This is a genomic window from Arthrobacter sp. P1_C12_2, from assembly GCF_056406415.1.
On record NZ_JBFUAF010000037.1, the window covers coordinates 1 to 14,824 of the forward strand.

General features: G+C 66.5%; 7 protein-coding genes and 1 pseudogene. 2 read left to right on the forward strand and 6 right to left on the reverse strand.

Features of this window, described 5'->3' with window-relative positions; translation table 11 throughout:
• Nucleotides 1-513: 513 nt before the first annotated feature.
• The 3 genes from AC1DZQ_RS22130 to AC1DZQ_RS22140 are packed head-to-tail and all read right to left on the reverse strand — an operon-like array spanning nucleotide 514 to nucleotide 8,112.
• On the reverse strand, nucleotides 514-4,236 hold the full coding sequence (locus tag AC1DZQ_RS22130) for a 1,4-alpha-glucan branching enzyme (RefSeq protein ID WP_476965513.1): 3,723 nt from the start codon (nucleotides 4,234-4,236) through the stop codon (nucleotides 514-516).
• A 1-nt stretch (nucleotide 4,237) separates the two neighbouring features.
• A complete protein-coding gene (gene treS, locus AC1DZQ_RS22135; RefSeq protein WP_476965514.1) occupies nucleotides 4,238-6,034 on the reverse strand; it encodes a maltose alpha-D-glucosyltransferase in 1,797 nt (598 codons plus the stop codon).
• 5 nt (nucleotides 6,035-6,039) lie between these two features.
• Nucleotides 6,040-8,112 carry an alpha-1,4-glucan--maltose-1-phosphate maltosyltransferase gene (locus AC1DZQ_RS22140; RefSeq protein WP_476965515.1) on the reverse strand — a complete coding sequence of 691 codons (2,073 nt, stop codon included), beginning with the start codon at nucleotides 8,110-8,112 and terminating at the stop codon, nucleotides 6,040-6,042.
• Between the two features lie 151 nt (nucleotides 8,113-8,263).
• On the opposite strand from AC1DZQ_RS22140, the gene glgP reads away from it, so the two are divergent.
• The gene (gene glgP / locus AC1DZQ_RS22145; protein ID WP_476965516.1) at nucleotides 8,264-10,882 is read left to right on the forward strand and encodes an alpha-glucan family phosphorylase; all 2,619 of its coding nucleotides are present in this window, start codon (nucleotides 8,264-8,266) and stop codon (nucleotides 10,880-10,882) included.
• A gap of 46 nt (nucleotides 10,883-10,928) precedes the next feature.
• On the opposite strand, the gene AC1DZQ_RS22150 is transcribed toward glgP, so the two are convergent.
• Together AC1DZQ_RS22150 and glgX are read right to left on the reverse strand one after the other, a co-directional pair.
• Entirely contained in the window at nucleotides 10,929-11,285 is a 357-nt protein-coding gene (locus AC1DZQ_RS22150) for a barstar family protein (protein WP_476965517.1), read from the reverse strand.
• Nucleotides 11,286-11,307: 22 nt separating this feature from the next.
• Nucleotides 11,308-13,422 carry a glycogen debranching protein GlgX gene (glgX, locus tag AC1DZQ_RS22155; protein WP_476965518.1) on the reverse strand — a complete coding sequence of 705 codons (2,115 nt, stop codon included), beginning with the start codon at nucleotides 13,420-13,422 and terminating at the stop codon, nucleotides 11,308-11,310.
• A gap of 115 nt (nucleotides 13,423-13,537) precedes the next feature.
• Here glgX and AC1DZQ_RS22160 point away from each other — a divergent pair, with 115 nt between their 5' ends.
• The gene (locus AC1DZQ_RS22160; protein ID WP_476965519.1) at nucleotides 13,538-14,341 is read left to right on the forward strand and encodes a carbon-nitrogen hydrolase family protein; all 804 of its coding nucleotides are present in this window, start codon (nucleotides 13,538-13,540) and stop codon (nucleotides 14,339-14,341) included.
• A 253-nt stretch (nucleotides 14,342-14,594) separates the two neighbouring features.
• Here AC1DZQ_RS22160 and AC1DZQ_RS22165 read toward each other — a convergent pair.
• Nucleotides 14,595-14,824 (reverse strand): annotated as a pseudogene (locus tag AC1DZQ_RS22165) (hypothetical protein); the annotation flags it as partial.

The window sequence follows — 14,824 nt, forward strand, 5'->3', positions numbered from 1 at the left end:
TCCTCCTGAGCCAGGATCAAACTCTCCGTTGAAGTAAAACAGACACAACATGCGCCCCCGGGAAAACGGGATGCACACGCTGCACAAAATTTGAAACCAGCTGTAAAAACCAGACCACACCACGGGGTGGCGCAATCCAGTCAATTCAACCAATTCAATACAATAAATTGGTATCAACAAACTTGGCACACTATTGAGTTCTCAAACAACAGACACACCCGGCACCACCACAACCAACATTCGGTCGCGGATCGCTCCGGAGCAACTTTTCAAACTTACCCGGCCGCTTCACCCTAGTCAAATCGGCGGTCCAGACTCATTCTTGCCATAGGCTTCTGGGTCTTGGTGGCCGTTCAACTCCGGGGAGCAGCGCGGAAATAAACTCTACCACCACTTGGCCCGGCTGACAAAGCCGCCCGGAAGACGGTGCAGAAAAGCCCGGAATCACTGGGATTCCGGGCCTCTCGCAACCACTCCTCGACGCGCGCCCCGTGTACTGCCCGGGCGCTGTGCCTAGCCCAGCGGTTTGAAGTAGGCGGCTCCAAGCGGAGGCAGGGTGACGGTGAGCGTGGCCGGCTGTCCGTCCAGGCCCTCCTTCGTCGCCGTCAGCGTTCCGGCGTTCTCCACCCCGGAACCGCCATAGCTGGCGGCGTCGGTGTTGAGCACTTCCTGCCACTTGCCGGCCGTCGGGACGCCCAGGAGGTAGTCCGTGTGCGGGCCGCCGGAGAAGTTCACGGCGACGACCAGCGGGTTGCCGTCCGCATCGCGGCGGATGAACGTCAGCACATTGCGGTCCGAGTCTCCCCCGTTGATCCACTGGAAACCTTCGGGCTGGTTGTCCTGTTCGTACAGTGCCGGCGTGGATCGGTACAGCTCGTTGAGGTCCTTGGTCAGGAGCTGCATGCCGTTGTGTGCCGGGATGTCGGCGAGGTACCAGTCCAGGCCGTACTGTTCCGACCATTCCGCTTCCTGGCCGAACTCGGTGCCCATGAAGATCAGCTGCTTGCCCGGGTGGGCCCACTGATACCCCAGGAACGCGCGCAGGTTTGCCAGCTGCTGCCACCGGTCGCCGGGCATCTTGCGCAGCATGGAGCCCTTGCCGTGCACAACTTCATCGTGGCTGATCGGCAGCAGGAAGTTTTCCGTGAAGGCATAGACCATCGAGAACGTGACGGTGCCGTGGTGCCACCGGCGGTTGTACGGGTCCTCGGCCATGTACTTGAGCGAGTCATGCATCCAACCCATGTTCCACTTGAGGCCGAAGCCCAGGCCGCCGCCGCTGGTGGGGGCCGTAACACCGGGGAATGCTGTGGATTCCTCGGCGATCATGACCGCGCCGGGGTGGGTTTTGTAGACCGTGGCGTTGACTTCCTGGAGGAAGGAGATCGCCTCAAGGTTTTCGCGGCCGCCGTAGCGGTTTGGCTGCCACTGTCCCTCTTCGCGCGAGTAATCCAGGTACAGCATGGAGGCGACCGCGTCCACGCGCAGCCCGTCAATGTGGAACTCATCGAGCCAGTACAGCGCATTGGCCACCAGGAAGTTGCGCACCTCCGTGCGGCCGAAGTCGAAGATCAGCGTTCCCCAGTCCGGGTGTTCGCCCAGGTTCGGATCGGCGTGCTCGTACAGGGGTTCGCCGTCGAACCGGGCCAGGGCCCATTCGTCCTTGGGGAAGTGCGCCGGGACCCAGTCAAGGAGGACGCCGATGCCGGCCTGGTGGAGTTCGTCGACGAGGTGCCGGAATTCGTCCGGGTGCCCGAAGCGGGAGGTCGGCGCGAAGTAGGACGTGACCTGGTAGCCCCACGAGCCGCCGAAGGGGTGCTCGGCCACGGGCATGAACTCCACGTGGGTGAAGCCGAGCCATTTGACGTATTCCACGAGTTCCTTGGCCAGTTCGCGGTAGCCCAGCCCCACCTTCCAGGAGCCGAGGTGGACCTCGTAGACGCTCATGGGCGAGTTGTGCGGATCGCGGTCGGCGCGGGCCTGCATCCACTCGGCATCCTTGAAGACGTAGGAGGGCTCCACCACCCGGGATGCCGTCAGCGGCGGGACCTCAGTCCCGAAGGCCAGCGGGTCCGCCTTTTCCACCCAGTAACCGTGCCGGGTCCTGAGTTCGAACTTGTAGCACGCCCCTGCTACAACGCCCGGGATGAAGACTTCCCACACACCGGTGGAACCGAGGGAGCGCATGGAGTGTTCGCGGCCGTCCCAGCCGTTGAAGTCGCCCTTGACGCGCACTGCCTGGGCGTTCGGGGCCCAGACGGCGAAGGACACGCCGTCGACGTCGCCCAGCGAGGACTTGTAGTGCTGTACATGCGCGCCGAGGACGTCCCACAGCCGTTCGTGCCGGCCCTCACCGATCAGGTGCAGGTCCACTTCGCCGATGGTCGGCAGGTAGCGGTAAGGGTCGTCCATGACCTGCGGCTCGTGGTCCTTGTAGGTCACTTCGAGCCGGTAGTCCGGTACGTGGCCGTGCTCAAGCGGCTCCATCACGGCCACCCATACGCCATCCGATTCGTGCGTCATGGGCGTCGAGCCTGCCGACGTCACGACAGAGACCGCTTCCGCCAAGTGCTTGACCGTCCGGATCGTGACGTGGCCGTGGTCATCGAGGTGGGCGCCCAGGACCGAGTGGGGTGCGTGGTGTTCGCCGCTGGAGACCCTCGCAAGGGTTTCACCATCCACGGGCAGTGGTGTGCCGGGCCGATCGATACGTGCTGATCCTGTCATTTTTATACCTTCCGCTGCGGCTCCGGCGGCGACGCCGGAACCTGTACTGCCAAGGAGACGACGCGATGCATTCACCGGAATGGAGAGCCAGTCCGGCCTGTTCCTTAGTTCGTAGATAACTTCGTAGAGGGCTTTGTCGAGCCACAGTGCCACAAAGAGCGGCGAGTCGCGGTCGATGCTGCCGGGGATGACGTCGGCGTAGCCGGCCAGGAAGGCCTCGGCGCAGTCGTCCACCCAGGTCCCCGGCACCACGGCACCGGGATTTTCGCGGACGGCGGCGCCGGCGGCGTAGTCGAAGGACCGCAGCATGCCCACGACGTCGCGAAGGGGGACGTCGGGGAAGTTGCGTTCGGAGATGGGCCGCAGGGGCTCACCCTCGAAGTCGAGGATGGCCCAGCGCGCAGCCCCGGGCGCGCCCGGGACGGTACTGCCGGGAACCTGCAGGATCTGCCCGAGATGGAGGTCGCCATGGATACGCTGGAGCGGCCCTGCGCTGGTGCCCTCGAGCCGGCCGAGGAGACCGTTCAGCGCTTCTTCGTAGGGCCCGACGGCCTGGCCGGCCTGGGCCCAGGACTGGCGGACGCGCTCGGCTACTCCCGGAGCGATGTCCTTCCCCGGCGCAGATTCGGCGGCTGTGCCCAGCGCCTCGGCGAGCCTGCGGTGCACGGTGGCCGTCGCCGCGCCCAGCGCGTGGGCCTCGGCAGCGAACCCGGTCCCCCGGCTGGCCGCGTCCACGGCGAGCCGCCAGGCATCGAGTCCGCCCGCGAGGAATTCGTGCGCAACTGCGAGCTCGCCGCGCGCAGGACGGGCGGGACCGGACGGCTCCGCCCCGGCTGCAGCCGCCGGCGTCTCCCACTCGCCGGCTACCCAGCCAAGGGTTGCCGGGACCTCCGCGGTGCGCCCTGCCGTCAGCGCCGCGCCGATTTCAACCTCGGGATTCTGGCCTTCGGACAGCACCCGGAAGAACTTCACGATGGCGACTGTGCCGCCGTCGTCGTCGTCGACGATCACCGAGCTGTTCGATTGCTCGCCGGCGAGGACCTTGACCTTGCCTGTTGCGAACGGCAGCCGGTAGCCGGACTCCACCAGATAGCCGGTGGCGTTGCCCGACGGCGTCGTCCCGCCGTGGCGCATGAGCTCGAGCCAGGCGGCGACGAAGGAGGCGTCATGGACGCCGTCGTAGACCCACTGGTGGGCGGCATCATTGCGTGTGCCGGGAAGTTCTCCGATCAGCGCGCGCTCTGCCCCCGGCAGGGGCTCTGGCCGGAAACTGAGCGGCACCTGGACGACGTCGGTGCGGCTGCCGCCGGGCGTGGGGTAGGACACCGCAACCAGCAGCACCTCGAACGCGGTCGCGCCGGGGGCGCCGCCGCCGGTGCCGGTCTCCAGGCGCAGGGAGCCCGCCGGTTCGAAGGTGAACTCGGCAGTCTTGACGGGGAACCATCGCTGGCGCGGCAGCCAGGCGCCAAGCAGTCCGCTCAAGGCCGGGGCAAGGGTCGGTCGAGTCATCTCAGCCCTCGATGGACAGGATAGGCATCGCCTGCGTGAACGGGGACGCCGGGTTGGAGGCGGCGGAACGGATCCGCAACCAGAAGAAGTCGTGGCTGCCCAGGGTCAGCGTCAGCGTTCCGTCATCGCCGATGGCCGGGAAGGCCTGGCCGCCGAACACGTCCCGGAGCCCCCGGCCGGCGAAGTTCGGCACGCGCAGCGTGGTCGCGACGGGGTGCTGCGAGAGGTTGAAGGCGCACAGGATGGTCTCGGCGTCCGCACCGGCGGCGTTGCCTTCCGGGAGTTCACGCAGGTAAGCGAGGACGACGTCGTGGTCAGCCTCCACGTGCTTGAATCCGCCGAGTCCGAAGGCGGGGTGGTTCTTGCGGACGCTCAGGATCTGCCGGGTCCAGCGCAGCAGCGATCCCGAATGCGCGGCCTCGGCCTCCACGTTCGCCATGCTGTAGTTGTAGACCAGCGACTGGATCACCGGCAGGTACAGCTTGCCCGGGTCGGCGGCGGAGAACCCGGCGTTTCGGTCCGGGTTCCATTGCATCGGGGTGCGGACGGCGTCACGGTCCTCGAGCCAGATGTTGTCCCCCATGCCGATCTCATCCCCGTAGTACAGGAACGGGCTGCCCGGCAGGGACAGCAGCAGAGCGTTGATGAGCTCGATTTCGGAGCGGGAGTTATCCAGCAGCGGGGCCAGGCGGCGCCGGATGCCGATGTTGGCGCGCATGCGCGGATCCGGCGCGTACCAGCCAAGCATCGCGGCGCGCTCGTCAGCGGTGACCATTTCCAGCGTCAGTTCGTCGTGGTTGCGCAGGAACGTGCCCCACTGGGCGCCTTCGGGGATGTCAGGGGTGTCCTTCATCGTCTCGATGATGGGGGCCGCCTTCTGGTCACGCAGCGCATAGTAGAGGCGCGGCATGATCGGGAAGTGGAACGCCATGTGGCACTCCGGTTCCTCTTCGGTGCCAAAGTACTCCACCACTTCGGCGGGCGGCTGGTTGGCCTCGGCAATGATGACCCGGCCCGGGTAGCTTTCATCGACCATCCGGCGCAACTGGCGCAGGAATTCGTGGGTCTGCGGCAGGTTCTCGCAGTTGGTGCCCTCCTCCTCGAACAGGTAGGGGATGGCGTCGGCCCGGAAGCCGTCGATGCCTTGGTCCAGCCAGAACCGCACGACGTCGAAGAGCGCGTCAATGACTTTGGGGTTCTCGAAGTTGAGGTCGGGCTGGTGGCTGAAGAACCGGTGCCAGAAGAACTGCCGGCGGATGGGGTCGAAGGTCCAGTTGGATTCCTCCGTGTCCACGAAGATGATGCGCGCGTCTTCATACTTCTCGTCCGTGTCGCTCCAGACGTAGAAGTCGCCGAAGGGACCGTCGGGGTCCTTGCGCGACTCCTGGAACCACGGGTGCTGGTCGGAGGTGTGGTTCAACGGAAGGTCGATGATGACCCGGACGCCCCGGGCATGGGCCTCCGCCACGAGCCGTTTGAAGTCGCTGATGGTGCCGAACTCGTCCAGCACGGAGTTGTAGTCCGAGATGTCGTAGCCGCCGTCGCGCAGCGGTGACTGGAAGAACGGCGGGAGCCAGAGGCAGTCCACCCCCAGCCACTGCAGGTAGTCCAGTTTCTCGATCAGGCCGTGGAAGTCGCCCGAGCCGTCTCCGTTTCCGTCGGCGAAGCCACGGACGAGCACCTCGTAGAAAACGGCCTTGCGGTACCAGAGGGGATCGTGCTGGAGGCCCGGAGCGTTCAGTTCAAAGCTCTGTCTCGGGCTGAAGTGCTGGCTGGGGTTCTGCGGGCTGAAACTCACTGGCACTACCTCCGGATGCTAAGAATGTGAACGGGCTCGACGTGCGGGTCCAGGCGGACGTAGTTGTACTCCCCCCATTCCCAACTCTCGCCGGTCAGCAGGTCTTCAACCATGAAGCGGCCGTTGTGCGTGAAGTTCACCGGGTCCAGTTCCAGCGCCGCCAGGTCCAGGGACACTGTGCTCTCCCGGGTGCCGTGCGGGTCCACGTTGACGACGATGATCAGGGTGTCCTTGGTCCCGTCCGGGAGGCTCTTGTGCTTGGAGTACACCACGGTGGAACTGTCCGAGCTCTGGTGCACCGTCAGGTTCTGCAGATCCCCCAGCGCCGGGTGCGCGCGCCGGATCGCGTTGAGCCGGGTCAGGTACGGGGCCAGGCTGCGTCCCGATTCTGCCGCCGCGTCCCAGTCGCGGGATTTGTACTCAAACTTCTCGTTGTCGATGTACTCCTCGGCTCCGGGACGCGCCACGTGTTCGTAGAGCTCAAAGCCGGCGTACACGCCCCAGATGGGGCTTGCCGTCGCGGCCAGCGCGGCACGGATCTTGAAGGCCGCCGGGCCGCCGAACTGCAGGTATTCGGTGAGGATGTCCGGAGTGTTGACGAAGAAGTTTGGCCGGAAGTAGGCCGCCGATTCGTGGCTGACCTCCTGGAAGTATGTCTCCAGTTCTTCCTTGGTGTTCCGCCAGGTGAAGTAGGTGTAGGACTGCTGGAAGCCGGCCCGGCCCAGAGCGTGCATCATGGCCGGGCGGGTGAACGCCTCGGCAAGGAAGACGACGTCGGGGTGCTTCTTATTAACCTTGCCGATCAGCCATTCCCAGAACCACACGGGTTTGGTGTGCGGATTGTCCACCCGGAACACCTTGACGCCGTGGCTGACCCAGAGCATGACAATCCGGAGAATTTCGTTGGACAGACCGGCGGGGTCGTTGTCGAAATTCAGCGGGAAAATGTCCTGGTATTTCTTTGGCGGATTCTCGGCGTAGGCAATAGTGCCATCGACGCGCGTAGTGAACCATTCCGGGTTGCTTTGCACCCACGGGTGGTCCGGCGCGGCCTGCAATGCCAGGTCCAAGGCGACCTCGAGTCCCAGTTCGCGGGCCCGCGCCACGAAGGCGTCGAAGTCCTCGAAGGTCCCCAGGTCCGGGTGGATGGCGTCGTGGCCGCCCTCCTGGGACCCGATGGCCCACGGTGAGCCGGGATCGTGCGGCCCGGCGATCAGGGTGTTGTTCGGCCCCTTGCGGTGCTGGACACCGATCGGGTGGATCGGCGGCATGTAGATGATGTCGAAACCCATGGCGGCGACGGCGTCGAGGCGCTGCGCGGCGGTGCGGAAGGTGCCGGAGGTCCATTCCCCCGTTTCGTGGTTGCGCACGGCGCCTTCGGAGCGCGGGAAGAATTCGTACCAGGCGCCGGACCCGGCTAGCGTTCGTTCCACCAGCAGCGGGTAGGGCTCGGAAACCGTCACAAGTTCGCGGATTGGCTGGCGTTCGACCACGGCAGCGACGTCGGCGCCGAAGCCGGCGGCGAGGCGCTCCTCGGGTGTCCGGGAGGTGTCTGAGAGTACGACGACGGCCATCCGCAGCGTTCTGCGGTCACCGGAGGGGCGGGAGGCGTCCTGGGAGGCTTCCGCCAGCAGGGCGGCACCTTCGGACAGCATGAGCTCGACGTCGATGCCGGCCTCTACCTTGACCTCGGCGTTGTGGTGCCAGGTGCCGTAGCGGTCGTGCCAGGCCTCGATGACGAAGGACCAGTTGCCGGTGGCGGGCGGGGTCAGGAGGCCTTCCCAGCGGTCCGTGCCCATTCCGCGGGGTCCGCGCGGCGGGGCGAGGCGGACCCGCTGCCGCTCTTTGCCGCGGGGATCGAGCAGGACGGCGCTGACGCCGAGCTGGTCGTGTCCCTCCCGGAACGCGGTGGCTCCAACCACAATGCTTTGGCCTTCGACGGCTTTGGCGGGGAACTTTCCGCCGTCCACCGAAGGCTGCACGGCGGTGATCGGAAAGCGGCCAAATCGAAGGCCATCCGTGATCAGGGCCTTGGGCTTTTGCTTGGACACGGCGCTGGTTCGCGAGTTATTCGTCACAGGCTCGACGTTATCTACAAAACGGCCAGAATGCTAAGCCCTCGAACGTTTTCCGGAGGTTTCCGGTCCTGGCCGGACCGATATTCGTCATTTACAGGAAAGAATCTTAAACCGGTTCCGGGGCACCGACTTGTCGGTTAGTGTTTCGCTGGTGAAGGCAATCCGCAGATTTACTGTCCGAACCGTTCTCCCGGAGTCGATCCGGCCGCTGGCCCGGCTCGCCACCAATCTCCGGTGGTCCTGGCATCGGCCCACCCGGGAGCTTTTTGAGGGGCTCAACCCCGGGATCTGGGCGGAGAGCGCCCACGACCCCGTGACGTTCCTGGGCCTGGTCAGCCGTGAAGAGCTGCAGCGCCTTGCCGCCGACCAGGACGTGGTGCAGCGTGTCCACGCCGCAGCCGACGACCTCGACCGGTACCTGGAACAGCCGCGCTGGTACCAGAGCCTGGGCGACGGCGCCCCGGCGTGCATCGCGTACTTCTCGCCCGAGTTCGGCATCACCGAGGTCCTGCCCCAGTATTCGGGCGGCCTTGGCATCCTGGCCGGGGACCACCTGAAAGCGGCCTCGGACCTCGGCGTGCCGCTGATCGGCGTCGGCCTCCTGTACCAGGCCGGTTACTTCAAGCAATCGCTCTCCCGGGACGCCTGGCAGCAGGAAACGTACCCGGTCCTCGACCCGGACGGGCTCCCTTTGACGCTCCTGCGCGAGGCCGCCGCGGATGGCAACGGCAAACCGATCCAGATCTCGCTTCCGCTCCCCCAGGGCCGGCGCCTGCTGGCGCACGTGTGGCGGGCCGACGTCGGACGCGTTCCGCTGCTGCTGCTGGATTCCAACGTTCCGGGCAATGACGAAGCCGCCCGCGGCATCACCGACCGCCTGTACGGCGGCGGCGGTGACCACCGGTTGCAGCAGGAACTCCTGCTGGGCATGGGCGGGGTCAAGGCGCTGCGGGAATTCCAGCGGCTCACGGGCGTCCCCGCGCCGGAGGTCTTCCACACCAACGAGGGCCACGCCGGGTTCCTTGGCGTCGAGCGGATCCAGGAACTGATGTCCGGCACGGAGCCGCTGAGCTGGGAGGAGGCCCTGGCCGCTGGGCGGGCGTCCACGGTGTTTACCACCCACACGCCGGTGCCGGCGGGGATCGACCGCTTCGAAATCTCCCAGATACAGCACTTCTTCGAGGCCGGCCTCGCCCCCGACGTCCCGGTGGCCAAGATCCTGGACCTGGGCCGCGAGGACTTCGCCGACGGCAACCCCTTCGTGTTCAACATGGCAGTCATGGGGTTGCGGCTGGCCCAGCGGGCCAACGGCGTGGCCAAACTGCACGGCGTCGTCTCCCGCGGAATGTTCTCCGCCCTCTGGCCGGGCTTCGACCACTCCGAAATCCCCATCACCTCCGTCACCAACGGCGTGCACGTCCCCACCTGGGTGGACCCCCGCATCGCCGCGCTGGCGCGGGACCAGTTCGGCGCCGAGGCGGAGGCGCAGGGCCGTTGGGACCTGGCCTACAACGTCACCGACGAGGACCTCTGGGCGTTGCGGCGCGAGATGCGGGTGTCCCTGGTGGACGATGTCCGGCGCCGGCTCCGGGCCGCCTGGAAGAAGCGCGGCGCGGCCGACGCCGAGCTGGCGTGGACGGACTCCGTCCTGGATCCGGACATCCTGACCATCGGCTTTGCCCGGCGCGTGCCGACCTACAAGCGGCTGACCCTGATGCTGCGCGACCCGGAGCGGCTCAAGGCGCTGCTGCTGCACAAGACGCACCCCATCCAGCTGGTCATCGCCGGGAAGTCGCACCCGGCCGACGACGCCGGCAAGAAGATGATTCAGGACCTGGTCCGGTTCACCGACGACCCCGCCGTGCGGCACCGGATCGCGTTCCTGCCCAACTACGACATCGCCATGGCCCGGACCCTGTTCCCCGGCTGCGATGTGTGGCTGAACAACCCGCTGCGCCCGCTGGAGGCTTGCGGCACGTCCGGGATGAAGGCTGCCCTGAACGGTTCGCTGAACCTCTCGGTCATGGACGGCTGGTGGGACGAGATGTACGACGGCGAGAACGGCTGGGCGATCCCGACCGCCAACAACGACGCCTCCCCTGAAGAACGCGACGACATCGAGGCGGCGGCACTGTACGAGCTGCTCGAAACGCAGGTGGCACCGCGGTTCTACGGCCTGACCGTGTCCGACGCCGCCGGCGCTGCCGGACCGTCCCAGCCGGGCCCGCAGGCGGTTCCCACGCACTGGGTCTCCATGATCAAGCACACCATGTCCCACCTGGGCCCGGCGGTTTCAGCGGAACGGATGCTCCGGGACTACGTCAACGTCCTGTACCGGCCCGCCGCGATCGCCGGACGCCACGCCGTGGCGGACAACTACGCCCAGGCCAAGTCCCTGGCCGCGTGGAGCTCACGGATCCGGGCCGCGTGGCCGCACATCCAGGTGGAGCACGTCGACTCGGTGGGGGTCTCCGAGGACCCGCAGATCGGCGATCTGCTGCAGGTCAATGCGTACGTGGCCCTGCGTGAGCTCTCACCGGACGACGTCTATGTTGAAGTGGCCTACGGCCGGGCCGAGGACACCGACGAGCTGACGGACATCACCGTCGCGGAGCTGAAGGCCGCCGAAGACCTCGGCAAGGGCCGGCACCTCTTCAGCGGCACGCTGGTGATCGACCGTTCGGGGTCCTTCGGCTACACCGTGCGCGTGCTCCCCAAGAACGAGGCGCTGGCGTCCAAGGCCGAACTTGGCCTGATCGTCAACGCCTGATCGTCAAGGGCCGGCCGTCACCGCCTGGCGTCATTCCCGGCGTCACTTAGAGGCAGACAGCGATGACGTCCAGGCTGTTGCCGGCGTAGCCTTCGGCGTCCTGCAGCGTTTCGCAGATGACGGCGAAGGAGCGGTCCGCGCGGAGGGCGGCGGGCACCTGCCAGATGAAGGTAACGGGCGCCTCGCCGTCGTCCGTCACGGAATCCGCGACGTCGTGCAGCGAATCGTGCAGGGCATCCAGGTCCGTGCCGTAGTCCTCGGGGAAGTCCAGGAGCTCGTTGAACGCGTCCAGGACCGCCTGCTTGGTGTCGGCGGCGGGAACCACCAGCGCGCGGCGGCCGGCGTCGTCGCTTTGCGCCGTGAGTTCTTCGATGGTCCAGGTCTCGGCCGAGTAAATCTTCATGGCGTCCTTAATCTCGAAATAATTAGGTGCGGTAGATATTGATCGTGTTGGCCTGGACGAGGTCGCGTTCGCCGGAGGCGACGCGGGCGCCCTGACGCCGGTCATGGAGTTCGGATGTGGTCACGCGGAGTTCGAAGAGCCTGTGCCCGGTGCCGTCCTCGTTGCTCAGCCGCGGCAGGGTGACCTTGACGTCGTCGGCGGCGCCGTTGACCACCACGAGGCCGTCGACGTGACCGTCGTCGGACCCGAGCAGGAGCTGGATCACGCGGTGGCCGGGGTCATTCCACGTGTCGGCGGACATGGGTTTGCCGTCCACATCGAACCAGTGGAAGTACGACTGTTTGTCACGCATCGGGTAATCATGCGGCTGGCTGGCCAGGAACTCCTTGCGCAGCCGGATGACGCGCTTGGTGGTGCGCAGCATTGCGTGGGATTCCGTGGTGCTGGTCCAGTCGATCCAGGTGAGCGCGTTGTCCTGGCAGTAGGCATTGTTGTTGCCCTGCTGGGTCCGGCCGATTTCGTCACCGGCGGTGATCATGGGCACGCCCAGGGAAATCATCAGGCAGGCCATCAGGTTCCGCCTGCTTTGGGCGCGCCGCGCGAGGATGTCGCCGTCCTCGGTGGGGCCCTCGAAGCCGTGATTGTAGCTGCGGTTGTCGCCGTGGCCGTCCCGGTTCTGCTCGCCGTTGGCCTCGTTGTGCTTGCGGTCGTAGGCCGTCAGATCGGCCAAGGTGAAGCCGTCGTGGGCCGTGATCAGGTTCAGCGAGGCAAGCCGGGACCGGCCCGAGGACTCGAACAGCCGCGCGGAACCAGAGAGGGCGTCCGCGAGACGCGCCACCGGCCCGCCGCTGCCGCCGCCGTCGATCGCGGCACGGTCAGCAAGCCAGAAGCTGCGGACGGCATCGCGGAAATGATCGTTCCAGTCCACCCACCCGGCGGGAAACCGGCCGGTCTGCCAGCCGCCGTAGCCCACGTCCCAGGGTTCGGAAATCAACTTGACGCCGGACAGGACCGGGTCGGCGCCCACCGCGACGAGGAAGGGGTGCCGGGGATCGAATTCGTTGGCACTGTTGCGGCAGAGCGTGACGGCGAGGTCGAAGCGGAAGCCGTCGATGTGGAACTCGCTCACCCAGTAGCGCAGGGAATCCAGCACCAGCTGCACCACGCGGGGTTCGCCGAAGTTCAGGCTGTTCCCGCAGCCTGTGGTGTCCACATACTTGCCGTGGCCGTCGTTGCGGTAGTACTGCATCTCGCCCAGGCCGCGGAAGCTCAGGGTGGGACCGTCCGTGCCGCCCTCGGCGGTGTGGTTGTAGACGACGTCGAGGATGACTTCCAGCCCGGCGGCATGCAGCAGCTTGACCATGCCCTTGAACTCGTCCTGGACCGCGTGGGCACCGGCGGCCCGGGCGGCCTCGGTGGCGTAGCCGGGGTGCGGGGCGAAGAAGGCGGCCGTGTTGTAGCCCCAGTAGTTCGTCAGGCCGAGCTGCTGCAGGTGCGGCTCGTCCACGTGGAAATGGACGGGCAGGAGCTGGATCGCCGTGACGCCCAGCGAGATCAGGTGCTCGATCATGGCCGGGTGGGCCATCCCGGCGTACGTTCCCTGCAGGTCCTCCGGAATATCCGGGTGCAGCTTCGTCTGGCCCCGGACGTGGGCCTCGTAGACGATCGTGTTGCGCCACGGGACGCGGGGGCTGCGATCCAGCCCCCAATCAAAGTCGTTGCCGACCCGGACGCTGGTAATCAGGCCCTCACGTTCGTCGACTGCCCGGCCATAGGGGTCCATCAGCAACGGCTGCTCGCCGACGGCATCGAAATCCGTGGCCGGCATGGACAGCGGGAGGGCCTCGTGTTCCGGGGAGGACCGGAAGCCATAGCGCGAACCGGCGGGAATGCCCTCAACAATTCCGTGGTGGACGCCGTCGGTGACGTTGGGCAGGGTCTTGACCTGCCAGGTTCCCCCGGGCGGCTGATATTCGATCTCCAGCGTGGTCACGCCGGGCGCGTAGACGGCCACGTTGGCGAACGCGCCCCGGGGATCGTCCACTGCCGGTGATCCGGTATGCGGAACGCTGATCCCCAGCGGAAACGCCCGCGAAGCGTCTACGGTGGAAGCGGTATCTATGTAAGACATAACCATTGCTTAAAGCTTAGCCGGGCCAGACAAATGGCCCCCGTTTTCGTTTTCATGACGTTTTGCAGTGTACGGACCGCCGCGCTGCATACTGTAATGAAGCGCCGAGTTGGAGGTAATTGTGCGCGTTGCACTAGCCCAAATCATCACCGGCCGCGACCTGGCCGCGAACCTGGTCCTCGTGGACGCCTACGCGCGCCAGGCCAAGGCYGGCGGCGCGGACCTGGTGGTGTTCCCGGAAGCGACCATGCGGGCCTTCGGCAATTCACTCTTGGATATCGCCGAGCCGCTGGACGGTCCGTGGGCATCACGCGTGCGCGCCCTCGCCGCCGAGCTCGGCATCGTGATCGTCGCCGGCATGTTCACTCCGGGCACCGCCGGGAACAGTGCCAAGGTGCGCAACACCCTGCTGGTCGCCGGCCGCGGCCTCGAGGCCAGCTACGACAAGATCCACCTGTTCGATGCCTTCGGCTTCGCCGAGTCGGACACGGTCGACGCCGGCACCGCCCCCGTCACCTTCGAGCTTGACGGCGTGACGTTCGGCCTCGCCACGTGCTACGACGTCCGCTTCCCGGACCTGTTCACGGAAAACGCGGACCGCGGCGCCGACGTCAACATTGTGTGCGCCTCTTGGGGCTCGGGCCCCGGCAAGGCCGAGCAGTGGAAGCTCCTGGCCCGCGCCCGCGCCCTGGACTCCACGACGCTGGTCCTCGCTTGCGGCCAGGGCGACCCCGCCAGCGTGGGTCACCCGGTCAAAGGTTCCGCCCCCACCGGCGTCGGACACTCCGTGGTCGTCTCCCCCATGGGCGACATCCTGGAAGAGCTCGACGGCGCCCCCGGCCTGCTCTTCGCCGACCTGGACACCGCCACAGTCCAAGAAGCCCGCACCAAACTCCCAGTCCTGGCCAACCGGCACCGGTTCTAAGCTGGTTGGTCTGCCGGCGGCTGGGTTCGCGGACACCGGCGCCCTGCCGTCGCTTAGACACCTCCCGCCGCTTCCTCCGGCCGCAGGCGGCCTCCGCAAGCTCTGGTCGGCGATGCGCTCCTTTGCAGGACCCCGGCGCCCGCTCGAATTCAGCCCACCCTGCGTCGAGGTACTTCGGTATCACCACGACTTCCGCGGCGTATTCAGCCTGGCGACCCGCAAACGTCCTGGCGCTAGGGGTATTCGGAACCTGTCAACCTCTTTGAGACGGATTCGCTAGTTCGCGGGTTCGTTTCCTGGGGTCGTTGATCCAGCTTTCGGTGTGGACGGTGGGTGCCCGGGGGCGCTGGTGGTGCCTGTGGGGGTTCGCTGCCCATGCGGTGTCCAGGGCCCTCTGGCGTCGTTCCCGGCACTCGGGCCAGGTGCCCTCGTGAACGGATTCCGGGGTGTAGTAACCGATCCCGGAATGGCGGTGCTCGGTGT

What these genes read in the sequence shown, in the direction of transcription:
- AC1DZQ_RS22130 (WP_476965513.1), bottom strand. Translation starts at nt 4,236, where the DNA reads ATGACTCGACCGACCCTTGCCCCGGCCTTGAGCGGACTGCTTGGCGCC.
- AC1DZQ_RS22150 (WP_476965517.1), bottom strand. Translation starts at nt 11,285, where the DNA reads ATGAAGATTTACTCGGCCGAGACCTGGACCATCGAAGAACTCACGGCG.
- glgX (WP_476965518.1), bottom strand. Translation starts at nt 13,422, where the DNA reads ATGGTTATGTCTTACATAGATACCGCTTCCACCGTAGACGCTTCGCGG.